Source organism: Bilifractor sp. LCP19S3_H10, assembly GCF_052119185.1.
Lineage (GTDB): Bacteria > Bacillota > Clostridia > Lachnospirales > Lachnospiraceae > Bilifractor.
The window spans coordinates 89,186-114,741 of sequence record NZ_JBQKFT010000005.1; the positions used below are offsets into that span (position 1 = coordinate 89,186).

The following is a 25,556-nucleotide window of genomic DNA, read 5'->3' on the forward strand; positions in this document are numbered from 1 at the left end:
AAAACGGATAGATGGCCGCCGTGAAGCTTGCAGGACTATCGGAAAAGCAAGTTGTACCGGGGCAATGGGGCTTCCGGTGCAGGAGGAAAATTGATGTCAATATATAATCTGTTCGCACTTGTTGGTGGGCTGGCTTTCTTCCTTTTCGGCATGAATGTCATGTCGAATTACCTGGAGAAAATGGCGGGCGGCCGTCTGGAGGGCATCCTGAAAAAGCTCACGGCGAACCCTCTTGAGAGCCTTGCGCTGGGCGCGATCATCACCATCGCGATTCAGTCGTCTTCGGCTCTTACTGTCATGCTTGTCGGTCTTGTCAATTCTGGTATTATGGAATTTGCTTCCACAGTAAATGTGATCATGGGATCAGATATCGGAACCACGCTTACGGCCTGGATTCTCTCCCTGAACGGCATTTCCTCGGACAACATCTTTGTGTCCATGCTGAAACCGCAGAATTTTGCTCCTATTGTGGCGATCATCGGTGTCATCATGATTATGGGCTGCAAGGAACAGAAGAAAAAAGACATCGGAACGATTCTCTGCGGCTTCTCTGTCCTGATGTACGGCATGACATTGATGTCGGATTCGGTTTCTCCGCTGGCAGAGATGCCCCAGTTCCAGAACATTCTGATTGCGTTTGACAATCCGATCATCGGCGTTCTTGTCGGAACGGCATTTACCGGGGTTATTCAGGCTTCCGCGGCATCCATCGGTGTACTTCAGGCACTTTCCCTGACGGGAAAAATCAGCTTTGGCATGGCTATACCGATTGTCATGGGCGCAAACATCGGCACCTGTGTGACGGCGATTCTGTCAAGCATCGGCGTCAGCCGAAAGGCGAAGCGGGTTCCTGCACTGCACATCCTGATCAAGATTCTCGGCACCATTATATGGCTGGTGCTTTATATTGTTCTCCGATATATTTTGAGACTCCCGATTTTTAATCATGTGATCAATTCTTTCCAGATCGCGGTCTTCCATACGATCTTCAACATCGGAACCATCGTCATTCTGCTGCCTTTCTCACAGAAGCTTGTGCGCCTGGTTGAACGAATGGTCAAGGTCGATGAAAACGATAAGACCGAGATGGAGAAGTACACACTGCTCGATGAGCGTCTGCTCCTGTCCCCGGGTCTCGCGGTCGGTCAGTGCCGGGAGAAAACAATCGAGATGGCGAAGATCGCGCGTGAGGCGTTCTCCAGCGCATTGAGTATGTTCGAGCACTTCGATAAGGAGGAAATTGAAAGGATTGTCAAGAAAGAGGAGGAACTCGACTATCTGGAGGATGAGCTCGACACATACCTTGTGCGCCTCTCCGCCAAGGATATGACAGAGTCGGACAGCGATCAGATCTCCGAGATGCTTCACTGCATCAATGATTTCGAGCGTATCGGTGACCACGCGATCAATATGACGAAGCTTGCGAGACAGATGCATGATCAGAAGCTTCAGTTTTCCGCACATGCAAAGTCGGAACTTGCGGTTCTGACGGAAGCTCTGAATGAGATCATGACCCTTACCCTTGAGTCCTTTGAAAAAGACGATCAGCAGCAGGCAAAGCTGATTGAGCCATTGGAAGAGGTCATTGATGATCTGACCAAGGAGATCAAGAATCGTCATATCGATCGCCTGAAAACCGGCGAGTGCAGGGTGGAACTGGGTATTATCCTGACCGATTACATTACGAACTGCGAGAGAGTGTCTGATCATTGTTCCAATGTCGGCGTTTGCATCATCCAGACAAAGAATTCCAGCTTCGAGACGCACGGATACCTGAACGAGGTGAAATACGGCGGCGAATCAGAGTTTGTCGATGAGTTTGACTCCTATCAGGACAAGTACCGGCTTCCGGTGGTGGAAGCAGTCGGAAAGAAGAAATTAAAAAAAGCTAAGGATAAGGGCGGCAAGGAGGCAAAGGAATCCAGAGAGACGAAGAGTTCCAAGGACAAGGATTCCAAGGCAAAGGCAAAGACAGGCAGAGGCAAGGCACAGAAGTCGTGATTTCATTATGGATATAAACGGAGAAAAAATCATCAGAGAGAGAATGACCTTTACCGGCGATGTACAGGGAGTCGGGTTCCGGTATCGTGCAAAGTATGCGGCAAGGGAGCTGGGCGTTACCGGCTGGGTGGAAAACGAATGGGACGGATCCGTCGTCATGGAAGCCCAGGGAACGAAGGAGCAGCTCTACCGGCTTGTATACAATATCAGCAAGGGAACCTGGATTAACATCGAACATGTGAAGCGGGAAAATATTCCGGTGGAAGAGCATGAATACTATTTTGATGTGAAGGGATATTGAGAACAGTGACCTTCAAAGAATGAGAGGCTTGAATGGGCCCGGCAGCTTGCTGCCGGGCCTAAATTAATTTACGCGAGCGTCGCAATAGCGAGATAAAACTCGCGCAGCGTGTTTTATCTCGCTATTTTACGGACTGATTCTTAGTAAAGATATTCTCGGTTTATCGGTTTCTCGGGTGTATCGGTTTATCAATTTATCGGTTTTTGAATCGCGTTCTGATCAGTACCGCTGCGACTGCGATTATGATTCCGATCCCAATTCCAAGAATGACATGGTATCCGAATGAATGGCCGGCGGCTGTCGCATCTCCGGAAACGATATCGTCCGCCTGTTCATATTGACGGTTCTTAAGGGCGATCTTTTGAAAATCTTCATAGGAATACGCCTGTCCTTCCTTTAATTCCTCATCCACTCCGGTTTGCGCAATATTTTGACTGTCTGAAGTAATCATTGCGCTCTGTCCCTCCGAGGAATCGGCTGTAATCGGCTCGTTTGAGAGGGCCTTTGTGTTAGCGCTGGATTCATAGGCGGTGGAGATACTCTTGTCAAACGGAATGTAGACACAGCCGTTCCCGGCATCTGCAACCAGAATCAGATCATGAATTCCGGGAACTCCGCCTATCAGGCAATGGTCTGTTTCGGAAGAAAGTCCGTTTTTATCCAGCAGTTCATGAACCTGCTGTTCTGTGCTCTGGGGAGTCGTTTCAAAGGTGAGACTTGCGGGTATCCATTTTCCCTCATTGCTCTTGATTTCTTCTTTTTCTTCTTCCGTAAGAAGACTCGAGGTGGAAGTGTTCAGAGGAAGTCCTTTACTGACTTCAACAATGGCTGTCTGCCCATCTGCTTGAATCGGCACGATATAGCACATGGGAGCCTTCGCACATAAATCCATGACTTCCCGGAATGATTTACTGCTTCCGCTGAAAAGATCTACATCAATATAAATTCCGTAGGCGCTGTCATAATCGATCGTGATCTGGTCGGGCTTTTTGGAATGTTCCGTTTCATAACATTCCGCAGCCATCTTCTGTATGGCTTCTGAGGATTCCTTTAAATCTGCGGGTATCGCTGCTGCAAAGACCGTATTGTGCAGGATGAGTACAGACAGAAGCGGAACCAAAGTGGTTGTTGCTATCAACAACAGGATGTGTTTAAAAAACAATTTGTTTTTCATAGCGCTTCTCCTTTTTGTTAATATCTGACTATACTGGGTTCGCTGTTAAGGAAAAAATTCAAGGCAAATCATTATCATCACGACAAGTTTATATAGTATCTTTTAATTTGTTTAACAGAATATAAATCCCAACCAATACCAAAATAGTAATTCCAAGTATCATATACATTGTTCCGATATTTACCTGACTTCCGAAAAAATAAAGATTGCAATCAAGGGAATCTTTAAGCTTTTCAATAACCTCTGCTGGAATACCTTGATTTTGCATCTCGGCAAGGGCCCCTTGCATGGTATGATTTCGGATAAGTGATGTACCATAAGTACCCGGCAAAAATAAGACTATTTTTTGCAGCCCTTTTCCGAATGAAGAAATAGGCATATATGCGCCGCAAATGAACCCATATCCCGCACTGATGATTGTGCCTACTGCTGAAATTTGCTCTTGCGTTGATAAGAAAAAGTTAATAATCGAAGATAATGCTGTTCCAAACAAAACAAGGAGTAAAACATCCAGAAACAAAAAGAATATGTCTTTGAGCGACATATACCAGCCGACAATAGCCACATAAGCGAGACAGATACCCGTTGCAGAAAAGCAAATAATCAGTGTTGAAAGCAAGGCCGCAACATAATAACTCAGCGAGAGTGCAGCTGGCTTCATGGGAGATATTCTTAAATCTCTTATCGTACCATTTGCCTTATCCTGCACCAGTGAACTACTCCGACTTATAGAAGTCGGAGCTTCCTGCTTCAACCACTACTGCGTTGGCTACGATGATACGTAACTCAATGTCTTACACAATGTCTACAGGCGTATAAGTTCGGGCTATTCCATCCCTACTATATATTTTGTTTAGGCTGTTTCAGCAAGTAATCGTAATCCCTCATGCAGGATATTGATTGCTGCATTCTGGTCACGGCTCATAGTGAGCCCACAATCGCATTTTATGATACGTGTCTGCAAACTTTTCATCTCCGGATGGATTTTGCCGCAACAATGACATCGCTGCGAGGAAGGAAACCACTTATCTACTTTGACAAGATACTTATTTCTATCAGACAGCTTGTATTCAAGCATCGAAAGAAACATTCCATATCCATTGTCGAGAGTGGCTTTTCCGTTACCGAACCCATGATTTGCCATAGATCGCATATTCAATGTCTCCACACAAACAACATCATACTGATTGGCTATCTTAGTAGATGTTTTGTGTAGATGATCCAGCCGCTGATTAGCAATATGTCTGTGAACCTTATTCACTTTGCGGAGTTGTTTGAGATAATTATTCGACTTTATCTCATTCTTTTTAGAACCTGCTTTTCGTGATAGCTTGTGCTGTTCCTTTGCCAGCTTTCTGTGACTTTCACGATAGTATTTGTGGCTTGAGCCGACAATACCATTATTGTCTACATATAAGCCATCCGACGCATAATCAAGTCCGATCGCATTTGTCTTGTCGGCTATATAACCGTTTTCGACCAGCTCAAATTCAAAAAGAACAGAAGTATAGAATTTTCCATCTGATTCCTGGGAAACCGTAGCAGATTTTATGATCCATCTGCTATCAGGAATGCGGTGGATCACAGCTTTGATTTTACCAACCTTTGGAAGTTTGATATACCTGTTGTCTATAATCGCAACCGTACCTTTCTGGTTGTTTGTCGTATAATATTTTCGGCTATGTTTTTTGGATTTGAACTTTGGAAAACCATTTTTCTTCTTACGGGTTTTGCTAAAAGCATTGCGAAAAGCTGCCTGCAGATCCAGCTGCTTATTGGCGAGAGCAAGACTATCGACTTCCTTGAGATATGGATAATCTTTCTTATACTTTGCCGGTGTAACCGTTGGGAATTTACCAGTTGCTTTATAGCCTTCCACCTTATCTGCGAGCATGAGATTATAAACCTTGCGGCAGCAGCCAAAGGTTTTTGCAAACATGATCTTTTGTTCCGTTGTAGGATATATCCGATACTTAATTGCCCTGTTTGCCATTTTTCTTACCCTGAGATTGAAGGTATTGCCTAATAATGTCTACAGCAGCTTCTCCTGTAGTCAGTAAACAAAAACTTTGTGACCAAAACATCTCTTTCCAAAGGAATTTACGTATCATAGGAAATTCTTTCTTTATGATACGGCTGCTTGCAGATTTATAGGCATTGATAAATTTACTGATCTCTGTATTTGGCTGTCCTCTAAAAAGAATATGAACATGATCGACATCATGATTCCATTCTTCCAATGTTATGTTATATGTAGGAGCGATCCTGACAAATATTTCTTTCAGACGTATAGAAATCTCGTCATCTATTACCTTGTTCCGATATTTTACGCACATGATAAGATGATAGTGCAGCACGAATATCGAATGATTATTTGTGCCTAATTGCATTGTATTTATAACCTTTATAATAAGTACGACTGACCTATTTGTAATTAGATTATAACATAGCAAGACACAAAAATAAAAACGCTTCCGCTGTCTTTCGACAGCTGTCCGCACATGATATTGATTGTAGTTGATTTTCCTGCCCCATTGATACCAAGAAAAGCAAACAGCTCTCCCTTTTTCACGCGAAAACTCAAATCCTGAACAGCGTTTACACTTCCAAAGCTTTTGTTAAGATTATCGATTTGAATAATATCGCTCATTCGCTTTCCTCCTGTTAATTTTCTATCTTTTCAAAATGCTCATACATACCTCAGGAAACCCACATAAGATACGTCGTGCCACAAACCGTATAAGATATGGATTGCTCCGTGTTCCGCACTCCCGAAATCCTGCAGGTATTCGGAGGACTTTATGAAAACCTTGTGAGGTTTGGTAAACGCCTGTAGAATTACGAGCTTCTAATTCTGATTTATCCTTTTAATTCCATACTGACAGCCTGCTCCAACGCTGTCAATCCATATTTCATACGGCTATGAACTTTTAGGCGGTAGCTTTTTATATCTGATTTCTCTTCGGAAGTTCCGTTCACCTGTGCAGGAGGGAATTATCCAGGACCGTTCATAATCATGTCTGAATGGTCCGCATACATCAGCAAGGACAGTTGAGATTCCCTTGTTCAGAACGGACAGATCTGTCCTGTGTGTAAGGAAGAAATTCTGGTATTTACGACCCCTGTAAACGGCGAGAGTAAAACGAAAAGGTGCTGTGTGTAAGGAAGAAATTCTTGAATTTACGACCTTGGGCCAAAAGAGAATAATCGAGAAGAAGAATGATCGAACAGAAGAAATAACGCAGCAGATGATCCTGCTTCGAAATAGGGGAATGGGCAGCCAGAAGTGATAGAGCTTAAGAATACTCTTGAAATAATTTGTGCAAAAATATATAATTATTTCATTACGAAACGTTTTGTTCTAGAAATGTGACGAAAAAATTCGCCGGAGAGAGTAAGAGGGGGAAAAATATGCCTGCAACCATTAAGGATATCAGAGAGGAAACCGGCCTTTCGCTTGCGACAATTTCAAAATATCTCAACGGAGGAAATGTACTCCCGAAAAACAGGGAGAAGATCGAGGAAGCAGTGAAGCGCCTGCATTACCGGCCGAATGAAATCGCAAGGGGACTGGTCACGAACCGGACAAAGACAATCGGTGTCATCGTGTACAACATTGCCAGTATCTTCAACGGGACGATTCTGAGCACCATCGGTAAGGAACTTAGAAAAAAAGGCTATGGTGTGCTGATCTGCGATTCCGCCGGAGACGCGGAGATGGAGCACTCGAATCTGCAGTTTCTTCTTAATAAGAAGGTGGATGGTATCATCATTATACCGGCAGAGCGGGATGCGGATTTTCTGCAGCCGGCACGGGATGCCGGCATCCCCATTGTGTTGATTGACCGGGCCTTGAATGGAAACAGGGAAGACTGTGTTACCATCAATAATAAAGAAGCCGCGGAGGAAGCAGTAAATACTCTGATTGGTGCGGGACACAGAAAGATTGCAATTATCTGTTCTGATCATGAATACACCGGAGCGCAGAGAATGCAGGGATATCTGGAGGCGATGGAACAACATGGGCTTGAGATGCGAAAAGAATACATCAAGACGGGAAGCCAGACGGTGGATTACGGATATCAGAGCATGAAAGAGCTTCTGGCATTGCCGGAGCGGCCGACGGCGGTTTTTATGGCAAATTACGATATTAACCTGGGAGTTGTGATGGCGGTGAATGAGTCCGGATTTCACTGCCCGGAAGATATTTCTCTGTTTGGATTTGATGATCTTCTTCTGCCGAGGATCATCAGTCCGAAGCTTTACGTGATGAAGCAGCCGATGGAGGAACTTGGGTCCAGAAGTGTAGAGCTGCTGCTGGAACGGATCAACAGCAAGGAAGATCTTGCACCTAGAAACGTTGTGCTGAAGGCAACGGTGATGAAGGGGGATTCGATTCGCCCGATAGGGGGATGCGAGTGCTGAGAATAAATGTGCAGAGTTTTAGAGTTTGTGCAATTGAACGACAAACTGTGAATTTACACGGTTTATTTGTGCAAAAACTATTGACAAGAAATGTGAATTAAGCCATAATAAGACACAGCGAAACGTTTCACCATGACAGGTTTTGGTGAAATCTCACAAAACGCCGGATGCCACGGGTGCCGATAACCGCAGATCGTCCGGAGCTTTGAAAGGCAAAAACTATGCATCGGGAGGGAGAAAATTGGAAAAGATCAAGCAAAACCCAATCGTCAAGAAAATCGGATTCAACAGAATCATACTGATTTGCGTATTGATTCTCATGTACGTGGCATTCTGTGTCGGAATCAAAGGATTTGCGGCCGCGGGTACAAAGCACCTGCTGAATACCATGAACTACGTTTATTTTCTTGGCTTCTTGTCACTCGGCGTTACCTTTGTAATCGCAACAGGAGGTATCGATTTCTCGATCGGACCGGTTATGTTCTGCTGCGCGCTGGTCGGAGGCTATTGCCTGAATTCCTACAAAATGCCATTGGTTGCGGACATCATCATTGCAATCATTATCGGATTGGTATTTGGAATTTTCAACGGATATATGGTGGCGTATCAGAAGGTCCCGCCGTTTATCATTTCCATGGCATCGATGAACATCGCGAAGGGTGCTGCTGCCGTATTCACCAAGACGCAGTCACAGAGCTGGCCGCTTTCCACGGATCCGGTGAACGGATGGTTCCGTAACATCGTATCCTTCAACGGTTTCCCGGTCGGCCTGGTGATCTTCGCCATCGCAGCTGTTATCTGCGGCATCATTCTCTACAATACAAAGATGGGACGCTATATTCTCTGTCTGGGATCCAATCGTGAAGCGGTCAGATTGTCCGGCGTCAACACGAAGAAGTGGGAGATGAGCGCATATGTAATGTGCGGACTTCTTACCGGTATCGCGGCAATCTTCTTCGTGGCAGCATATACCACAGTTCAGCCGGGATATGGCGATCAGTACAACAACGAGGCTATCGCAGGATGCGTCATGGGAGGAACTTCCATGGTCGGCGGCCTTGCATCTATTCTCGGAACGGTAATCGGTGTATTTATCATTTCACTGCTGCAGGAGGGAATCCTTGCACTTGGACTTGGTAAAGATATACAGCTGATTGTAACAGGTATCATCGTTATCGTCGCAGTATACGCCGATGTAACCGCCAGACGCAGAAAGAACTAAGGAAAGGAGAAGAGAATGGGCGAAGTCATTTTAACAATGAAGGGTATCGATAAATCTTTTCCTGGCGTTCACGCACTGGATCATGTAAACCTCGAGGTAAGAGCCGGTGAAGTACATGCGCTGATGGGAGAAAACGGTGCCGGAAAATCAACACTGATGAAGGTTCTTACCGGAATTTACAAGAAGGATTCCGGAACGATCACATATTTTGGAAAAGAAGTAGAGTTCCACAACACAAGAGAGGCTCAGGACGCGGGCGTAGTCATCGTGCACCAGGAGCTGAACATGGTCGGCGATCTGACCGTTGCGCAGAATATCTTCATCGGCCGGGAGCCGAAGAAGGGAATCCGTATCGATGACAGAAAGATGATCGAGGATTCCAAAAAGCTGTTTGAGCGGCTGAAGATCGATATCAACCCGAGAGAGAAGATGAAGAATCTGACAGTCGGAAAGCAGCAGATGTGCGAGATCGCCAAGGCAATTTCCCATGACTGCAAGCTGATTATCTTCGATGAGCCGTCTGCCGCGCTGACAGAGAAGGAAATTGATGATCTGTTCAAGATCATCCGTGATCTGCGGGAGCAGAACATGGGTATTATTTACATCTCTCATCGTATGGACGAGATCAAGGTCATCACAGACCGTGTAACGGTCATGCGGGACGGCGGATATGTAGGAACGCTGATTACCAAGGATTCCACGAAGGAAGACATCATCAACATGATGGTAGGACGTGTAATCTATGAGGATCCGAAGACGCACAGCATGTGTCCGCCGGACGCACCGGTTGTTCTGAAGGTGGATCATCTCAACGCGGGCCATATGGTTCAGGATGTGAGCTTTGAACTTCACAAGGGAGAAATCCTAGGATTCTCCGGTCTGATGGGTGCTGGCCGTACTGAGACGGCGAGAGCAATCTTCGGCGCAGATCCGAAGCAGAGTGGAACAATCTCCATCATGGGCAAGGACGGAAAGCTGCATGAGGTTACGATCAACAACCCGCAGGACGCGGTAAAAGCCGGCATCGGATACCTTTCCGAGGACAGACGCCGTTTCGGAGTTGTTGTACAGAAATCGATCATTGAGAATTCTACACTGGCATGTCTCGATGATTTTTCAAACGGACCTTTTATCAATAAGGCAAAAGAAAAGAAGGAGACAGAGAGACTGATCAAGGAACTCGCGACAAAGACACCGAGCGCGGATCAGCTAGTTATGAACCTGTCCGGCGGCAACCAGCAGAAGGTTGTCATTGCCAAGTGGCTGATTCGTAACAGTGATATCCTGATCTTTGATGAGCCTACCAGAGGTATCGATGTAGGCGCGAAGAACGAGATCTACAAATTAATGAACAAGCTGGCATCAGAAGGAAAATCGATTATCATGATTTCTTCTGAAATGACTGAGATTCTCAGAATGAGTGACCGTATCGTGGTTATGTGTGAGGGCAAGAAGACCGGTGAAATCCGGATCGAGGAAGCCACACAGGAGAACATCATGGATAAGGCTACTCGGAATATCAATTGAGGGGGAGACAGACATGACGAAGAAGAAATCTTTATTGAATGATCAGAGATATATAGCGTTACTCATCGCAATTCTGCTGATGGTAATCTATTTCATATTTAGTAAGGAGTTCCGTAAGTATTCTTCTATCCTTAGTATGCTGGACTTCTCTTACTATGACATGCTGATGGGCTTTGGCGTAACCTTCCCGCTGATTACCGCAGGTGTAGACCTGTCCATTGGTACCGGTATGGTATGCTACGCGCTGGTCGGCGGAACCCTGATCCGGAACAACAACATTCCGGTTGTGGCTGCCATGCTGATCTGCATCCTCTTCGGATGCGCGATCGGACTTCTGAACGGAGTTCTGATCGGTGTCATGGGACTGGCTCCGTTCATTGCCACTCTTTCCACCTGTATGATTACCCGTGGTATCGGATCTATGTGCCCGGCTACTCCGTGGCCGACGCTGCAGCAGCCCGGCGGATGGTTTCACTCGATCTTCAAGCTGACCTTCGGCTCCGGAAGAGGAGCGTTCAAGTTCCCCATCGGATTTTTCGTGATGCTGGTGCTGATGTTTGTCATGGAGTTCGTTCTGAATCACACCAGATTCGGCCGTTATACCATTGCCATCGGATCGAACAGAGAGGCAACTGCTCTTTCCGGAATTAATGTAAAATTCTATCACGTAATGGTTTATGTTGTCTGCGGTTTCTTTACAGGACTTGCGGCGATCGCCTATGCGGCGGTAACGCCCACCGTACAGCCTGGTACCGGAGCCGGACTTGAGATGGATGCCATCGGCGGAGTATTTGTCGGCGGTGTATCCGCAACCGGCGGTTACGGTTCCATTATCGGTACCTTCATCGGTGTAATGATCATCTGCCTCCTGAAGACAGGTCTTCCCTACATCGGTCTGCAGGCGAACTGGCAGCAGATTATCACCGGTGTGGTTCTGATTGTAGCCGTACTGATTGATATCATCAAGAAACGCCGCGCAGCTGCAGTCTGAAGCTTGCATTCAGCCACGGGCGGGTGCAGAAGGTTCTTTGCTGTCAGACATATTTGACGGCAACGAGCCTGAGAATTGCATCCGGCCGCGGGTTCAGAAAAAGATTTGACATTTTCAAAGAATTTATACGAAAGCGACAAAATTTCAAACAATAATTTGTGGATGATTTTGGACACAGATTGTTCAAAAAATGTTTACAGTTTATTCAAAAAATGATATATTGGATTTGTTATTTCCGGAAGGGACATTTCGGAATGCAAATAAATACAAAAACTAATAAATGTATTTAAAGGAGGAAAAACATGAAACGTAGAGTCGTAGCAACCTTAATGAGTGCAGCAATGGTAGCAACTCTGCTTGCAGGATGCGGATCAGGATCCACGAGTACATCAGCAAGCAAATCTGAGTCATCCAGCAGCTCAGCAGCATCCACTTCCAGCAGCGCTGCAGCATCCACTTCCAGCTCTTCCACAGAAGCCGTAGCATCGACCAGCGGTTCTGAGACTGCTGCTGCATCCACATCCAGCAGCTCCGCGGCAGAGAGCACAGATGACGCTACAAAGCAGTTTGACGGCTTGAAGGCAAACGAGGCTTACAACTTCCCGATGCTGGTTAAGTCCTTCCAGTCCACTTACTGGGATGCCGCTCAGCAGGGTATGAAGAAGGCAGCTGACGAGCTTGGTGTTACCTATGACTGCCAGGGACCGAACTCCGAGTCTGATATCGCTGACCAGGTTAACATGCTGAACTCCGCAATTTCTTCCAAGCCGGTAGGAATCGGCCTTGCAGCCTGCGATACAACTTCCGTACTTGACGCTCTGAAGACCTGCGCATCAGACGGAATTCCTGTTGTAGCATTTGATACAGGTGTTGCGGATGCTCCGGACGGATCCATCGTATGTACCGTAGCAACAGATAACGGACAGGCAGGCTCTGTAGCAGCAGACAACATGTATGACGCGATCAAGGATGAGATCAAGAACGCTGACGGCCAGGTTCGTATCGGTGAGGTTAACCAGGATGCTACCGCTCTGAACATTCAGCAGCGTGGTCTTGGATTCATCAACGAGATGATCAAGCTCATCCAGGCAGACGGCAAGACCGTTTCCGTAGAAGGCAACGAGTTCTATGTAAACAACGCTGAAGGCGCTGATACCGGTGACACAGATGTTGTAATCGAGGTAGCAGTTCCGGCACAGACAACTGTAGAGCTTTGCTCCACAGAGGCACAGACCATCCTTTCCAAAGAGGATACCATCGCAATCTTCGGTTCCAACCAGACCGCAGCAGAAGGTGTTCTGGCAGCAGATGCTAACCTTTCCGTTCTTGGTTCTGACGTATCCAACGGCGACGTTATCGGTGTCGGCTTCGACGCTGGTTCTACCATCAAGGCAGCAGTACAGAGCGGACAGCTCTATGGCGCAGTTACCCAGTCTCCTCTGATGATGGGATATTACGCAATCTATGCTCTGACAGCAGCTGCTAACGGACAGGAGCTTCAGGATGTTCCGACAGCAGGTTACTGGTACAACGCAGACAACATCGACGATCCGGATATCGCTCCGAACCTGTACGACTAATTGTCTGAAAGTCAGTATTGTTCAGATGAATATCATTTAAAATGACGGGAGTGCGGCCGATGGCCGCGCTCCTTTTTACTGTATAAGCTCTTCGAAAACGCAGACAGGATCGTCACGCGCGAAGCGTGTGTAAGAGACTGTATGCGATTTCGAAGGCAACAGGTATGAGCGTGAAGCCGTGTGAAACACGGCGAAAACGCGAATACCTGTAGGATTGCGGGAGTGCGAAGCACGGAGCAATCCGTAGCTTATACAGTATGTGGCACGACTTATCGTATGGGGTTTACTGTATAAGCTCTTCGAAAACGCAGACAGGATCGTCACGCGCGTCGCATATGCAAATATTGATTTGCGAAGCCGATTTTGTTAGACTCAAAGAGTATGTGAAGAAACAATTGCAATCCTGCAGGCCTATTGTGGCAAATTCGCTGTGACAGGTATACTCTGGGATCAGTATTGCGGCAGCTGAACTCCGGAGGGCACCATAACTTATTAGCTGAAGACAACGTTCTTATATTTTTATCTATCGGAGGAATTGAAATGACGGAAATCCAGTCAAGAGGCAGTCAGGTATTTGACCTGAAATCTCTTCGGGAGGCGAAGAAGGCAAAAAGTCCGGATGGCCCCGTATGTACCTATACGACATTTGATTCTGAGGCGGATACAGCGAATCCGGAGCATCCGTTTCTCATACTGAGACAGCCGTCCGGGGAAAAACTGAAGCACCATGTTACAGGCAATTTCATGAATCCTTCGAGAAGGACTGGGTTTGAGTATAAGACCGGGGCTGGTCCGGAGTATACCGATATCCTCAGGGTGGACCGCAGGTTTGAACGGCTGATCAGATGGTTGGGAGAAAATCAGGTTCCGGTAAGGCTGTCCGGCTGTCAGATGGCGGATGGTTTCGGAATTTACAAGGTTCATGCGGTCAATTATTCGGGAAAGGTTGCCGCAGGCACGGACGGATTTCTGCAGATGACGATCGGACGGATTCTGGCGGGGAGATTTCAGGAGGAATCTGACCCGGAGGAGGAAGAGGAGGAGCAGGAAGAGCAGGTAAAGCTGACGGACATTTCAAGCATGACGGATTTTCTGGCGTGTGCGGGAGCTGTCCTTCCGTCGAATATCCGGAGATGGGCACAGCGGAATCTGTCTCTGATCCGGACCAATACCATCAGCCAGGACGAGAGACGGCATGCGCAGCGTGCGCTTTCCATGATGCTGAATATTCAGTGGAAGGGCGCATGGTTTGAGTCGATCGATCCGAAGCGCGCCCGTGAAATTCTCGACGAGGAGCTGTACGGACTGGAAAAGGTGAAACAGAGAATCATTGAGACGATCATCCAGATCAACCGCACACACACTCTTCCTGCCTATGGACTCCTTCTGGCCGGTCCTGCCGGTGTGGGAAAATCGCAGATCGCCTATGCGGTCGCGAGGATCCTGAAACTTCCATGGGCATCGCTGGATATGAGTGCGATAACGGATCCGGAGGCACTGACCGGAAGTCCGAGAGTTTACGCGAACGCGAAACCGGGTCTGATCATGGAGGCGTTCTCGAGAGCAGGCTCCGACAATGTTGTCTTCATCATCAATGAACTGGATAAGGCAGATCAGGGGGATTCCGGCGCAAATCCCGCGGACGCTCTGCTGACACTTCTGGATAATCTGGGATATACCGACAACTACATCGAGTGCATGATTCCGACGGGAGGCGTCTATCCGATCGCGACGGCAAATGACAAGTCTCGGATCAGCGCTCCACTGATGAGCCGATTCGCGGTTATCGATATTCCGGATTATACGCCGGAAGAAAAGAAGGTTATCTTCTCGAGATTTTCTCTTCCGAAGATCCTGAAACGGATGGGGATGAAGGCAGAAGAGTGCATCATTCCGGATGACGCGGCCGATGTCGTGATTGAGAAATTTGCCCGGATGCCCGGCTGCCGTGATCTGGAGCAGGCGGCGGAACATCTGGCGGCGAATGCCCTTTATCAGATTGAAACGGGGGACCTTGCGGGTGTTACCTTCACGCCGGAGATGGTGAGACAGATTCTCGGATGAGAGGCAGCACGGCAGACACAGCAGAAGACTGCGGAAGACAACTGAGCAGCCGCAAAAAGGCTTCGCGAGGCACGGGGTGTAAGCCAGGAGTGTGTAACTTGTGCAAAGACTTACCACATCTTGATGTAAGTATTTTTACGCATGGTTTGAGCGGCAGGATAGTCGCAATATTCAGGGAAACACCGGCCGAAGTTTGATTTCCGGGTGACAATACGAGTCTGAGGGTATATAATCGAACTCGTCAGGCAAAGCGGCGCAATGCAGCGGCGCGTGGCAGTTATATAAGGCAGATCGCTGGTAGCGATCTTAGCAAAGGAGAGACGTACTATGGAAAAAGAAGAATTTTTAGCGGTTTATCGTCATTCACTCGCGCATATCCTTGCGAAGGCTGTCATTGAACTCTTCGGTAAAGAGAATGTACAGTATGCAATCGGTCCGCAGATTGAGAACGGACTGTATTACGATTTCATACTTCCGAGGACGCTGAACAACGATGATTACAAGACCATCGAAGACAAGATGCATGAGGTGATACGGAGAAGAGAACCGTGGACACGGAAGGTTGTATCCAAAGCGGAGGCGCTTGAAATTTTCAAGGATCAGAAGTTCAAGACAGAACTGATCGAGGAACTTCCGGAAGACGAGACCATCACCCTGTACTATACAGGCGATGATTACGTTGACCTGTGCAGAGGACCTCACGTAGAGAACTCCCAGGAGCTGATGAATGTCGCTTTCGAGGTTCGCTCCATTTCCGGCGCGTACTGGAGAGGTGATGAGAACAGGGATCAGCTTCAGAGAATATATGTCACCGCATTTCCGGACAAGCAGCAGCTCAAGGAGTACAAAAAACTCCTGCGCGAGGCCGCGGAGCGGGATCACAAGAAGCTCGGACCGCAGCTTGAACTGTTTATGTTCGACGAGAGCGCTCCCGGAATGCCTTACTGGCTTCCCCGTGGCTGGAAGATGTTCAACGCTCTTCTGAATTTCTGGAGAGGAATTCATGAGGATCACGGATATCAGGAGATTTCCGGACCGGTTCTCAGCAACTCCAAGCTCTGGCAGACTTCCGGTCACTGGGGCCACTATAAAGAGAATATGTTCATCATCCCGGGTGTGAAGGAGGATGAGAGCGATTACTATGCGTGCAAGCCGATGAACTGCCCGAACGCGATTCTGGTGTACAAGAAGCATCTGCGCTCTTACAGAGATCTTCCGTTCCGCATCAATCAGGTAGATGTCATCCACAGAAAGGAAAAATCCGGAGAGCTGAACGGTCTCTTCCGTGTTCAGATGTTCCGTCAGGATGACGCGCATATCCTTGTGGCTGAGGAGCAGATCGCTTCTGAAATCAAGGATATCATGAGCATCGCGACACAGATCTACGGAACCTTCGGATTGACCTACAAGGCTGAGCTTTCCACCAGACCGGATGATTATATGGGTGACATCAAGGTATGGGACAAAGCCGAGAAGGATCTGAAGGATATTCTGGACGATGTATACGGACCGGGCAACTATGAGGTGAACGAGGGCGACGGAGCATTCTACGGACCGAAGATCGATCTTAAGATGAAGGATGCTCTCGGAAGAGAATGGCAGATGGGAACCATCCAGCTGGACTTCCAGCTTCCGCTGAATTTTGATATGAAGTACGCGGCACAGGACGGCTCCGTAAAGCAGCCGGTAATGATTCACCGCGCGATCTTCGGATCGATGGAGCGTTTCATCGGTATTCTGATCGAAAACTACAAGGGAGCTTTCCCGTTCTGGCTGAGCCCGTATCAGGTGGCTGTTGTTCCGATTCGTCCGGAGCATAACGACTACGCGAAGAAGGTTGTAAACGCCCTCAAGAACGCGGGTATCCGTGTAGAGGTTGATTACGCGGACAAGAACATGAACGAGAAGATCAAGACCTACAAGACCTTCAAGGATCCGTATATCGTTGTTGTCGGCGACCAGGAGGCATCTTCGGATACTGTATCCATTACGGTTCGCGGTCAGAAGCAGCAGCTTCACAATGTACCGCTGGATCAGCTCGTTGCCATGTGCACGAAGATGGACAGAGAGCATCTGAAGGAGCTGATTGATACAGCAGAATGATGATGAACCCATGCGGCTGCTGCAGATCCATTCTGCAGCAGCCGCTTTCGGTTCTTGTCTGAAGGCGGGGCACTGATTGTTCAGGTGTGCAGTGGATCCATTCTGCGGCAGCCGCTTTCGGTTTGTCCCGTTCCAATTACAGAAAGGGAGTGCAGATATGCAGTTCAAAGATAAGAAATTAGACCGCAACGCGCCCTGCTGGTGCGGAAGCGGAAAGAAGTATAAACATTGCCATATGGATTTTGATGAAAAAATCCGTGAATTTGAGGTAAAGGGATTTATCGTTCCCGAAAGGAAGCTGATCAAGACCCCGGAGCAGGTCGAGGGAATCAAGGCCAGCGCGAAAATCAACATCGCGGTGCTCGACGAGGTTGCGTCCAGAATAAAGATCGGTATGAGTACAGAGGAGATTGACCGGATCGTGTATGATACGACCACAAAGATGGGCGGAATCCCCGCACCGTTGAATTACGAGGGGTTCCCGAAGAGCGTGTGTACCTCGATTAACGAGGAGGTGTGCCACGGCATTCCCTCTCCGGATGTTATTCTGAAGGACGGAGATATCATCAACGTAGATGTTTCCACCATTTATCATGGCTATTTTTCGGATTCCTCCCGCATGTTCTGCATGGGGAACGTATCACCGGAGAAGAAAAAGCTTGTGGATGTCACGAAGGAATGTGTCGAGATTGGCATTAAGAACGTGAAGCCGTGGACCTGTCTTGGGGACATGGGAAACGCGGTTCATCAGCACGCGGTGGAGAATGGCTACAGCGTTGTGCGTGAAATTGGAGGCCACGGGTGCGGAATTGAATTCCATGAGGATCCGTGGGTGAGCTACGTCAGTGTTCCGGGGACGGAGATGCTGATGGTACCGGGTATGTGCTTCACAATTGAGCCAATGGTGAATATGGGACGCGATGATATTTTCCAGGATGAGGAAAACGGCTGGACGATCTATACTGAGGACGGTCTTCCGTCCGCACAGTGGGAGGTACAGGTGCTTGTGACAGAGAACGGATGCGAGGTCATTGCGTACTGAGGCCTTCGGATGAAGAATTCTTTGGACCGTCGGTGCGAGAATGCGGTGGTATTCTGGTAGATCTGGTAGAGATGAAGAGGTTTTTTGCTGCTTTGTGATAAGGCAGTAAAGGAAGTGTGCAGGGGGATATGATGGATACTGTGGGGAAAAAGAAAAAGGTACCCCATTCTGCAGCGGGATGGTTTGCGTACGGTTTGCGCAACGGAATTCCGATCTGTATGGGTTATTTTGCCGTTTCATTCGCGCTGGGAATCTCGGCCAGAAACGCCGGAATGAACAGTGTGCAGTCTTTTGTGATGTCGCTGACGATGGTGGCGTCCGCAGGACAGTTCGCGGCGATTAATCTGATCTCGGCGGGCGCCGGCATCTTCGAGATGATCACAACGTCGGTCATTGTCAATCTCCGGTATTTTCTCATGAGCTGCTCGCTCACACAGAAGCTTGATCCGAAGAACAGCCCCCTGCACCGGTTCCTCCTGGCCTACTGTATGACGGATGAGATCTTCGGACTGTCCGTCTCTGTGGACGGCTTCCTCGATCCGCGGTATACCTACGGGATTACTGCCGTTTCGGTCTCGGGCTGGTGCGCGGGGACGGTTCTCGGCGTGCTGATGGGGAACATCCTGCCGGCCTGGGCTTCCAATGCGCTCGGCGTCGCCATGTACGGGATGTTCCTTGCGATCATTATTCCGCCGGCGAAGAAAAATCATTTTATCGGCGGTCTGGTAGGTGTATCGATGCTTGCAAGCTGGCTGTTTTCCGTGATTCCCGGACTTTCCGGTATTTCCTCCGGCTTCCGGGTCATCATTCTGACGATTGTGATTGCGGGAATTGCGGCGGCATTGCGTCCGCGAGAAGACGGAGAAGAATCGGCGGAGAAGGGAGAGGTGAACTGAGATGTCAGAAAACATATATCTTTCTCTGCTGATCATGGCACTGACCATTTATGCCATCCGGCTTCTGCCGTTTCTGTTCATCCGGAAACCGATCCGCAGCAGGTGGTTCCGGTCCTTCCTTTATTACGTCCCGTATGTGACTCTGGCGGTGATGACCTTTCCGGCCATTCTCACGGCCACCAATCACGTTGCAGCAGGCGCGGCGGCATTGATTGTCGGGCTGATTGTGGCGTGGATCACAGAAGATCTTTTCGCGGTGGCGATCAGCTGTTGTGTGGTTGTGTTTTTGGTCGGACTGATTCTGTGAGCAGTTCATCGAGAGTCCTTCCGTATGAAGGAAGAAATTCGTTCACGAAGTCGGTTACCTCCGGCATTTCAGCGGCGAGATGACGGATGGATTCTTCGGTGGTTGATTTCGCTGTCCGGAATTCCCGGTTGCCGGAATTTTCCTCCTCGATACATTTGATGAGCGCGGAGATTTTATCGGCGGCCTTGACCAGACGGCGCATATAGTGCTCTTCTTCCGTGCTCTCTGCATGGAAAATCCCTTCAAAGGCGGGACGGAGGTCATCCGGAAGTTCATCGAGCAGACGGTTTTCGGAGTCCGCCTCCACTTCCTTGTAAGCTGTTTTCAGCTTCTGATTCGCGTATTTCACAGGCGTCGGCATGTCACCGGTTATAATTTCCGACGCGTCATGGTACAGGCCGCAGAGTGCGGCCTTTTCTGCGTTCAGATGTCTCCCATATCTTACATTTCCTATGACGCAGAGCGCGTGAGAGATCATGGCGACCTCAAGGGAATGCTCGCTGAGGTTTTCTGGTCTGGAATTGCGCATGAGCGCCCATCTTTCAATGTATTTCATTCTTGAGATCGTGGCAAAAAAATTGTGCTGCATATAAGCGTCCTTTCTGTATGGAATAACCCTCCGATCGAACGGAGGTTTAATGAAAGGGGCAGTGCCCGTGGGGGTTGCGTACGGTGTCTTATGGCGTTTGCGGACAAGCATCCTTCTTGCATTAAAACAGGAACTATATTACTATGGAACATGCGGGAAGCCGGCCGTGTGAACTGAGCGGGGCGGCCGCATGAAGCCGGCTGCCATGAATCGGGCGGGGCGGCCGCATAAAGCAGGCGCAGCAACTGCGTGAACCGAGCGGGAGCAACCGCAGCGCATAAATCTGTATCTTACAACTCCGGGAGTGACCTATGAAGTTCAACAAAAACATCCTGAAAAACCGTTGGGCATCCAATGCGCTGGCAATCAGCATCGGCGTTCTTGTATATTTGTTTTTTTCGCATCTTGATGTGGTCGGCAGAGGCATCGCTGCCTTCTTCGGTTTTATCAATCCGGTAATTATCGCGCTGATTATCGCGTATGTCATGGATCCGCTGACCAAGGTATTCGAACACTTCGTGTTCCGCCGGATGCGCAGGGAGACAGCCCGGAGAAATCTGGCCGTTGTCTGTACGATCCTGATTATTCTGGCCGGATTTGTGTTCCTGATGGTGGCATTGATCCCGCAGATTGTAAACAGCATAATTACTTTCTTCAATAATGTCAATGTATATGCGGATGAGATTCGAACGCTCCTCGCGAATCTGCAGGAGAAGGCAGCCGGATCAAGGTTTGATTTTTCCAAGATTCTCAACGGCGGTCAGGCGCTTCTGGATACCATAGTGGGGAAAATCCCATCTAATGTAGACAGCATCATCAATACGTCGTTTTCGATCGGCAGAAACATCATGACCTGGGTGATTGCCGTGATCATGTCGATCTATTTTCTTGCGGACAAGAGCAGGCTTCAGGCGGGGTTCGGAAAGCTGATGCACGCGATTCTCTCAGAACGGATGTTTCAGAGCTCCTGTAAATTCTGGAATCACTGCAATACAATCATGATCCGTTATATTGTTGGAGAACTTCTGGACGCGCTGATCATCGGAGTCTCAAACTTTGTGTTTTTCCTGATTGCGGGTCTGCCCTATAATCTTCTGATTTCCGTGGTGGTGGGAGTGACAAATCTGGCGCCGACCTTCGGACCGATCGTCGGCGGGGTTGTCGGCGCGTTTATCCTTGTGCTGAACAATCCATGGCACGCTCTGTGGTTTATCATTTTTACAATAATTCTGCAGACAATTGACGGTTATGTCATCAAGCCAAAGCTTTTTGGCAACACGCTGGGTGTCTCATCGGTGTGGATTCTCGTCTGCATTATTGTCGGAGGAAGAATGTTCGGCGTACCCGGAATACTTCTGGCAATTCCGTTCGCGGCAATTTCGGATTATGTATACAACAATTATATTCTGGTGGTACTGGAAAACCGGAAGAGCAAGAAACGTGACAGGGAGCGGGCACAGGCAGAAAAAAACGGCCATGAGGCTGGCCGGAATGAAAGCACGGAACCGGCGTCAGAGAGGAGAGAGGAAGCGGCGGACGAGAGAGGCGCAGAACCCAAATAAAGCACTGCCTTGATGGGAGGCAGTGCTTCGGATAGATATTAGAGGTGGGTGATGAGGCCACCTCTCATTTGAGGAGGCGGGGCGTGTGATGGGCACGTCCCATTTAGTTATGATGGGTATACATTCCCAAATGTCTGTTGCTGCACACTGCGTGTCCGCAGTCCTTTGTAAGACCGGCGGATTGGACTGCCGCGCATTTTTTCTGGAATGCAGATTTTCTCCGGCTCCCTGCCCGGAGAGGTCCGGGAGCCGGTGCGGAGGGATCTGCATTCCCCGCTTAGGATAATGCACGGCAGCGCCAAAGCGGCCGCGATGTCCGTGGCGTTCCGGACATCACAATTTTGAAAGGATTTTGTATGCAGCGCAGTTAGTGATTACTAACTTCGGTTAATACAATATCATAACTAGTTAGAAATGTCAAACATTTTTTAAATTAATTATCGGATTTTTTGGAACAGATTTAGTCCTTGGATTTTCCGAAGTGGAAGAGCCCCTTTTTCTCGAAAGGTTCCGTCCGGCATCCTGTATAGTGATAACCGGTTTCCTCGATACATTCCTTCAGCAGACTGCTGTCAATTTCATCATCTGTCAGGAAGGTAGCAGTGTTCTTGATATGAGAGGCAGAAACCTTCTTCGCGTGGGGAAAAGTCTTGCGGATGACATCGCAGATATGAGCTTCGCACATTCCGCAGCTCATTCCCTCAATAGATGCTGTAGTCTTATACATTTTGTTCTCCTTTCCATGCTTCCATGCAGTTAACTGCAATTAACATATATTATAGCGTTTGAACAGTTATGGTCAAGCGGAAAGGAGAACGTTCTTGTCTCAGGATTCAGCTGCTGCCTTGTTCTGCGTCTCTTTCAGGATTTCATTGTACCTGGACATTGCCTTGAAGGTTTCCTCGCTGATGTCATGTTCGACCTTGCAGGCGTCAGTCCTTGCAATTTCGGGAGAAACGCCGATGGCGGTAAAAAAGTCGGTGAGCATCTTGTGGCGGCTGTAGATGCGGTCTGCAATCTCCATACCGCTATCGGTCAGGGTGATGAAGCCGGAATGATCCATGGTGATAAAACCGTTTTCACGGAGACGCTTGGTCGCGTAGCTGACGCTGGGCTTGGTTACGCCGAGGTGGTCGGCAATGTCAATGGAGCGGATATATCCGTGCTGCTCCTTCATCATTAGCATTGCTTCAAGATAATCTTCCGCTGATTTCTGTATGGTCATAATTATTTACCTGCTTTCCTGTAAATCCATGATAGGAGAACGTGTCATGATTGTATATTGGTGATCGCAAAGCGTCCGCGAAATGTAAATATCATGAGAACGTATCTGATATAAATCAATAGAACTTGTTATCCATAAGCATTAAATACTTAAATGCTTATACGAAACAGATTATCATTATTCCTGTATTATTTCAAGACGCTTTTTAATTTATGTTAGAATAATTAAACACAAGTTTGTGATAAAAGCGATTTTCGAATTGTGCAAAATTAAAAACCAAACCAGATCAATGCGTGTTGAAGAGCACACGCATATACCGGGGGTCATGCCGACCAGCGGCCGCGCTTGGACCCTGCAATACCGTGAAGGGCATACGCATGTACCGGGGGTACGTGTGCCCTGCATCGGGCGCCCACGATCCGTTAAGTGTGCTTGTTCGTAACAAATGATACAGAAGAAAACATAAATATATGATATATTGTTCACACATTCAGGCAGAGGACAGTGAGTACACAGTGTACGTAAAGTCCACCTGCCGGAGTTGAGAACGGAGGTAATTACGATGGCAGTAATGATGGGGTGTCAGGGAAGAGATAAGACGCCGACAATCACGGAGAAAAAATGTCCGAAATGCGGACATCTGATTGAGATGTTCTCCACCGATACGGAAGTAAAGTGTGAGAACTGTGGGTTTGTCGTGTATAATGATGCGCTGAGCTGTGTGCAGTGGTGTGCATACGCAAAGCAGTGCGTTGGTGAAGAGGCTTATGAGCAGCTTATGGCTGTAGCGAAGAAGCAGAAGGAGAGAAGAGAGGCGGAGGAAAGTAAATGATTCGGAAAATTGTACATATAGATGAAGAAAAATGTAACGGCTGCGGTCTCTGTGCGAAAGCGTGTCATGAAGGCGCAATTGAGATGGTGAACGGAAAAGCACACCTGATCAGCGACAGCTATTGCGATGGATTCGGGGACTGCCTTCCGGAATGTCCGGCAGGGGCGATCACGATTACTGAGAGAGAAGCAGAAGAGTATGACAGAGAAGCGGTCAAGGAGAGAATGAAAATGAGACAGGAAGAAACAGAGTTCCACGGATGTCCGGGAAGCAGACTCCGGATGATCAACCGGGATAAAGAGTCGGACGAAGGAGAAGAGGGAGGGAAAACGCTTCCTTCCGAAGCCTTCGGAAGTGAGAGAACGGACAGCCGCCGCGCGGCGGAACCGGTCAGCCGGCTGACGACATGGCCGGTTCAGCTTCGGCTGGTTCCCGTAGTTGCCCCGTTTTTCAGCGGAGCAAAGCTTCTGATCGCAGCTGACTGCACCGCTTATGCCTATGCGCGTTTTCATGAGGATTTTATCAGAAATCATGTCGTTCTCGTAGGCTGTCCGAAGCTTGACCCGCTGGACTACACAGACAAGCTTCAGGCAATCATTGAGCGGAATGACATCAAGAGTGTCACCATCGTGCGGATGGAAGTCCCGTGCTGCGGAGGACTGCAGTATGCGGCGGAGAACGCATTGAAAAACAGCGGAAAATTCCTTCCGTGGAACGTTGTGACCATCGGTATCGACGGAAGAATCGTCGAAGATTAATAGTTTTTGCCGGAACTGATCCTGCTGAGATCCCCGCACAGATGCAGTGTTCTTCATCTGTGCGGGGATTCTGGCTTTCTGCGCCTGCGTAAGGAGGTACGGCTTTTTGCAGCTGCTCTGGGATTTTGCCCTTGACATTACCGCGAAAAACAATTAGACTGTTCTTGCTGAGATGATATATATCTAACAACAGTAAGACTGTTCTATCTTATGCACAGATACAGCCGTGAAGGACCTGCCCGTATGTGGCATATGCACCAGCAGGCCCGATGTCAGCAATGACAGCAAAATGAGTAGCGGAAGGAGGAACTGATATGCTTCCATTAACATTTGCATCAGAGGGAGACTGGGTTATTGTCAGAAAGGTCAGTGGTGCCGCCGAAACAAAGAAACACCTGGAGGATCTGGGGTTTGTGGTCGGTGCTGAGATTCAGGTCATTTCTTCACACGGCGGGAATCTGATCATCAAGATCAAGGATTCCTCGCTTGCACTCGTCAAGGAAATGGCATCACGGATCATGGTTTCCGCGGCATGAGCGACAAATCGGGCGGTCAGAACAGAAATACCATCAGGAGGAACAGATGAAGACACTGAGAGACATTGGAGTCGGAGAGACTTCAACCGTGGTGAAGATACACGGCGAGGGAAAAACAAAGAGAAGAATCATGGATATGGGGATCACAAAGGGGACCGAGATTTACGTCCGGAAGGTGGCACCCCTCGGAGATCCGGTAGAGATCACTGTGAGAGGATATGAACTTTCTCTTCGAAAGGCAGACGCAGATATTCTTGAGATGGCATGATTGCCGTCCGGGAGAATGCGTTTTTTTATGGACACAAAGTTAGTCTAAGCTTACATTTGTTAAAACAGACTCTTCCACGGGTGACGGATCACAATATACGTGATGAGTCACGAATACAAATGCAGCAGATAAAACATAGAGCAACACATTAAA

24 protein-coding genes and 1 pseudogene are annotated in these 25,556 nt (G+C 48.2%); 17 read left to right on the forward strand and 8 right to left on the reverse strand.

Going from position 1 to position 25,556, the window contains the following annotated elements; genetic code table 11:
* Positions 1 to 93 precede the first annotated feature (93 nt).
* A complete protein-coding gene (locus ACTQZS_RS05630) occupies positions 94 to 2,001 on the forward strand; it encodes a Na/Pi cotransporter family protein (protein WP_441474949.1) in 1,908 nt (635 codons plus the stop codon).
* A gap of 13 nt (positions 2,002 to 2,014) precedes the next feature.
* Positions 2,015 to 2,302 carry an acylphosphatase gene (locus ACTQZS_RS05635; RefSeq protein WP_441475036.1) on the forward strand — a complete coding sequence of 96 codons (288 nt, stop codon included), beginning with the start codon at positions 2,015 to 2,017 and terminating at the stop codon, positions 2,300 to 2,302.
* Positions 2,303 to 2,495: 193 nt separating this feature from the next.
* On the opposite strand, the gene ACTQZS_RS05640 is transcribed toward ACTQZS_RS05635, so the two are convergent.
* The 5 genes and pseudogenes from ACTQZS_RS05640 to ACTQZS_RS05660 form a co-directional block, all read right to left on the reverse strand.
* Positions 2,496 to 3,476 (reverse strand): hypothetical protein, encoded by a 981-nt coding sequence (locus ACTQZS_RS05640; RefSeq protein ID WP_441474950.1) that lies wholly within the window; start codon positions 3,474 to 3,476, stop codon positions 2,496 to 2,498.
* 88 nt (positions 3,477 to 3,564) lie between these two features.
* Complete coding sequence (locus tag ACTQZS_RS05645; RefSeq protein ID WP_441474951.1) at positions 3,565 to 4,185, reverse strand: ABC transporter permease; 621 nt, start codon at positions 4,183 to 4,185, stop codon at positions 3,565 to 3,567.
* A 144-nt stretch (positions 4,186 to 4,329) separates the two neighbouring features.
* Positions 4,330 to 5,469: an RNA-guided endonuclease TnpB family protein gene (locus ACTQZS_RS05650; RefSeq protein WP_441474952.1), complete on the reverse strand. Its 1,140-nt coding sequence runs from the start codon at positions 5,467 to 5,469 to the stop codon at positions 4,330 to 4,332.
* Positions 5,450 to 5,866, reverse strand: coding sequence for an IS200/IS605 family transposase (tnpA, locus tag ACTQZS_RS05655; protein WP_441474953.1), 417 nt, complete (start codon positions 5,864 to 5,866; stop codon positions 5,450 to 5,452). The genes ACTQZS_RS05650 and tnpA overlap by 20 nt, the downstream gene beginning before the upstream one ends.
* 77 nt (positions 5,867 to 5,943) lie before the next feature.
* A pseudogene (locus ACTQZS_RS05660) lies at positions 5,944 to 6,126 on the reverse strand (ATP-binding cassette domain-containing protein); the annotation flags it as partial.
* A 761-nt stretch (positions 6,127 to 6,887) separates the two neighbouring features.
* On the opposite strand from ACTQZS_RS05660, the gene ACTQZS_RS05665 reads away from it, so the two are divergent.
* The 10 genes from ACTQZS_RS05665 (at position 6,888) to ACTQZS_RS05710 (ending at position 19,633) form a co-directional block, all read left to right on the forward strand.
* Positions 6,888 to 7,901 carry a LacI family DNA-binding transcriptional regulator gene (locus ACTQZS_RS05665; RefSeq protein WP_441474954.1) on the forward strand — a complete coding sequence of 338 codons (1,014 nt, stop codon included), beginning with the start codon at positions 6,888 to 6,890 and terminating at the stop codon, positions 7,899 to 7,901.
* A 241-nt stretch (positions 7,902 to 8,142) separates the two neighbouring features.
* On the forward strand, positions 8,143 to 9,123 hold the full coding sequence (locus ACTQZS_RS05670; protein ID WP_441474955.1) for an ABC transporter permease: 981 nt from the start codon (positions 8,143 to 8,145) through the stop codon (positions 9,121 to 9,123).
* A gap of 15 nt (positions 9,124 to 9,138) precedes the next feature.
* Positions 9,139 to 10,650: a sugar ABC transporter ATP-binding protein gene (locus tag ACTQZS_RS05675; RefSeq protein WP_441474956.1), complete on the forward strand. Its 1,512-nt coding sequence runs from the start codon at positions 9,139 to 9,141 to the stop codon at positions 10,648 to 10,650.
* Between the two features lie 13 nt (positions 10,651 to 10,663).
* Positions 10,664 to 11,641, forward strand: coding sequence for an ABC transporter permease (locus tag ACTQZS_RS05680; protein ID WP_441100821.1), 978 nt, complete (start codon positions 10,664 to 10,666; stop codon positions 11,639 to 11,641).
* Positions 11,642 to 11,943: 302 nt separating this feature from the next.
* Positions 11,944 to 13,221, forward strand: coding sequence for a substrate-binding domain-containing protein (locus tag ACTQZS_RS05685; protein ID WP_441474957.1), 1,278 nt, complete (start codon positions 11,944 to 11,946; stop codon positions 13,219 to 13,221).
* 540 nt (positions 13,222 to 13,761) lie between these two features.
* A complete protein-coding gene (locus ACTQZS_RS05690) occupies positions 13,762 to 15,285 on the forward strand; it encodes an AAA family ATPase (RefSeq protein WP_441474958.1) in 1,524 nt (507 codons plus the stop codon).
* A gap of 327 nt (positions 15,286 to 15,612) precedes the next feature.
* Entirely contained in the window at positions 15,613 to 17,388 is a 1,776-nt protein-coding gene (gene thrS / locus ACTQZS_RS05695; protein ID WP_441474959.1) for a threonine--tRNA ligase, read from the forward strand.
* A gap of 157 nt (positions 17,389 to 17,545) precedes the next feature.
* Entirely contained in the window at positions 17,546 to 18,430 is an 885-nt protein-coding gene (locus tag ACTQZS_RS05700; protein WP_441474960.1) for a methionyl aminopeptidase, read from the forward strand.
* A gap of 131 nt (positions 18,431 to 18,561) precedes the next feature.
* Entirely contained in the window at positions 18,562 to 19,326 is a 765-nt protein-coding gene (locus ACTQZS_RS05705) for an AzlC family ABC transporter permease (protein WP_441475037.1), read from the forward strand.
* 1 nt (position 19,327) lies between these two features.
* Entirely contained in the window at positions 19,328 to 19,633 is a 306-nt protein-coding gene (locus ACTQZS_RS05710) for an AzlD domain-containing protein (protein ID WP_441474961.1), read from the forward strand.
* Here the strand turns inward: ACTQZS_RS05710 and yfbR are convergent.
* Positions 19,590 to 20,222, reverse strand: a complete 633-nt coding sequence (yfbR, locus tag ACTQZS_RS05715; protein ID WP_441474962.1) for a 5'-deoxynucleotidase — start codon at positions 20,220 to 20,222, stop codon at positions 19,590 to 19,592. The genes ACTQZS_RS05710 and yfbR overlap by 44 nt on opposite strands.
* Positions 20,223 to 20,533: 311 nt before the next feature.
* Here yfbR and ACTQZS_RS05720 point away from each other — a divergent pair, with 311 nt between their 5' ends.
* A complete protein-coding gene (locus ACTQZS_RS05720; protein ID WP_441474963.1) occupies positions 20,534 to 21,784 on the forward strand; it encodes an AI-2E family transporter in 1,251 nt (416 codons plus the stop codon).
* 460 nt (positions 21,785 to 22,244) lie between these two features.
* Here ACTQZS_RS05720 and ACTQZS_RS05725 read toward each other — a convergent pair whose 3' ends face one another.
* Entirely contained in the window at positions 22,245 to 22,511 is a 267-nt protein-coding gene (locus tag ACTQZS_RS05725) for a heavy-metal-associated domain-containing protein (RefSeq protein WP_441474964.1), read from the reverse strand.
* Between the two features lie 99 nt (positions 22,512 to 22,610).
* On the reverse strand, positions 22,611 to 23,009 hold the full coding sequence (locus tag ACTQZS_RS05730; protein ID WP_441100755.1) for a metal-dependent transcriptional regulator: 399 nt from the start codon (positions 23,007 to 23,009) through the stop codon (positions 22,611 to 22,613).
* A gap of 562 nt (positions 23,010 to 23,571) precedes the next feature.
* On the opposite strand from ACTQZS_RS05730, the gene ACTQZS_RS05735 reads away from it, so the two are divergent.
* From ACTQZS_RS05735 to ACTQZS_RS05750, 4 genes are all read left to right on the forward strand, one after another.
* Positions 23,572 to 23,841, forward strand: coding sequence for a hypothetical protein (locus tag ACTQZS_RS05735; protein WP_441474965.1), 270 nt, complete (start codon positions 23,572 to 23,574; stop codon positions 23,839 to 23,841).
* The gene (locus ACTQZS_RS05740; protein WP_441474966.1) at positions 23,838 to 24,599 is read left to right on the forward strand and encodes an ATP-binding protein; all 762 of its coding nucleotides are present in this window, start codon (positions 23,838 to 23,840) and stop codon (positions 24,597 to 24,599) included. Before ACTQZS_RS05735 ends, ACTQZS_RS05740 begins: the two co-directional genes overlap by 4 nt.
* Positions 24,600 to 24,913: 314 nt before the next feature.
* A complete protein-coding gene (locus tag ACTQZS_RS05745; protein ID WP_441100752.1) occupies positions 24,914 to 25,135 on the forward strand; it encodes a FeoA family protein in 222 nt (73 codons plus the stop codon).
* A 46-nt stretch (positions 25,136 to 25,181) separates the two neighbouring features.
* Positions 25,182 to 25,403: a FeoA family protein gene (locus ACTQZS_RS05750; RefSeq protein WP_441100751.1), complete on the forward strand. Its 222-nt coding sequence runs from the start codon at positions 25,182 to 25,184 to the stop codon at positions 25,401 to 25,403.
* The last annotated feature ends 153 nt before the right edge of the window (positions 25,404 to 25,556 follow it).

What these genes read in the sequence shown, in the direction of transcription:
- ACTQZS_RS05690 (WP_441474958.1), top strand. Translation starts at nt 13,762, where the DNA reads ATGACGGAAATCCAGTCAAGAGGCAGTCAGGTATTTGACCTGAAATCT.
- ACTQZS_RS05705 (WP_441475037.1), top strand. Translation starts at nt 18,562, where the DNA reads ATGGATACTGTGGGGAAAAAGAAAAAGGTACCCCATTCTGCAGCGGGA.
- ACTQZS_RS05740 (WP_441474966.1), top strand. Translation starts at nt 23,838, where the DNA reads ATGATTCGGAAAATTGTACATATAGATGAAGAAAAATGTAACGGCTGC.
- tnpA (WP_441474953.1), bottom strand. Translation starts at nt 5,866, where the DNA reads ATGCAATTAGGCACAAATAATCATTCGATATTCGTGCTGCACTATCAT.
- ACTQZS_RS05735 (WP_441474965.1), top strand. Translation starts at nt 23,572, where the DNA reads ATGGCAGTAATGATGGGGTGTCAGGGAAGAGATAAGACGCCGACAATC.
- ACTQZS_RS05630 (WP_441474949.1), top strand. Translation starts at nt 94, where the DNA reads ATGTCAATATATAATCTGTTCGCACTTGTTGGTGGGCTGGCTTTCTTC.
- ACTQZS_RS05720 (WP_441474963.1), top strand. Translation starts at nt 20,534, where the DNA reads ATGAAGTTCAACAAAAACATCCTGAAAAACCGTTGGGCATCCAATGCG.
- ACTQZS_RS05665 (WP_441474954.1), top strand. Translation starts at nt 6,888, where the DNA reads ATGCCTGCAACCATTAAGGATATCAGAGAGGAAACCGGCCTTTCGCTT.
- yfbR (WP_441474962.1), bottom strand. Translation starts at nt 20,222, where the DNA reads ATGCAGCACAATTTTTTTGCCACGATCTCAAGAATGAAATACATTGAA.
- ACTQZS_RS05650 (WP_441474952.1), bottom strand. Translation starts at nt 5,469, where the DNA reads ATGGCAAACAGGGCAATTAAGTATCGGATATATCCTACAACGGAACAA.
- ACTQZS_RS05710 (WP_441474961.1), top strand. Translation starts at nt 19,328, where the DNA reads ATGTCAGAAAACATATATCTTTCTCTGCTGATCATGGCACTGACCATT.
- ACTQZS_RS05730 (WP_441100755.1), bottom strand. Translation starts at nt 23,009, where the DNA reads ATGACCATACAGAAATCAGCGGAAGATTATCTTGAAGCAATGCTAATG.
- thrS (WP_441474959.1), top strand. Translation starts at nt 15,613, where the DNA reads ATGGAAAAAGAAGAATTTTTAGCGGTTTATCGTCATTCACTCGCGCAT.
- ACTQZS_RS05640 (WP_441474950.1), bottom strand. Translation starts at nt 3,476, where the DNA reads ATGAAAAACAAATTGTTTTTTAAACACATCCTGTTGTTGATAGCAACA.
- ACTQZS_RS05685 (WP_441474957.1), top strand. Translation starts at nt 11,944, where the DNA reads ATGAAACGTAGAGTCGTAGCAACCTTAATGAGTGCAGCAATGGTAGCA.
- ACTQZS_RS05750 (WP_441100751.1), top strand. Translation starts at nt 25,182, where the DNA reads ATGAAGACACTGAGAGACATTGGAGTCGGAGAGACTTCAACCGTGGTG.
- ACTQZS_RS05680 (WP_441100821.1), top strand. Translation starts at nt 10,664, where the DNA reads ATGACGAAGAAGAAATCTTTATTGAATGATCAGAGATATATAGCGTTA.
- ACTQZS_RS05745 (WP_441100752.1), top strand. Translation starts at nt 24,914, where the DNA reads ATGCTTCCATTAACATTTGCATCAGAGGGAGACTGGGTTATTGTCAGA.
- ACTQZS_RS05700 (WP_441474960.1), top strand. Translation starts at nt 17,546, where the DNA reads ATGCAGTTCAAAGATAAGAAATTAGACCGCAACGCGCCCTGCTGGTGC.
- ACTQZS_RS05725 (WP_441474964.1), bottom strand. Translation starts at nt 22,511, where the DNA reads ATGTATAAGACTACAGCATCTATTGAGGGAATGAGCTGCGGAATGTGC.
- ACTQZS_RS05675 (WP_441474956.1), top strand. Translation starts at nt 9,139, where the DNA reads ATGGGCGAAGTCATTTTAACAATGAAGGGTATCGATAAATCTTTTCCT.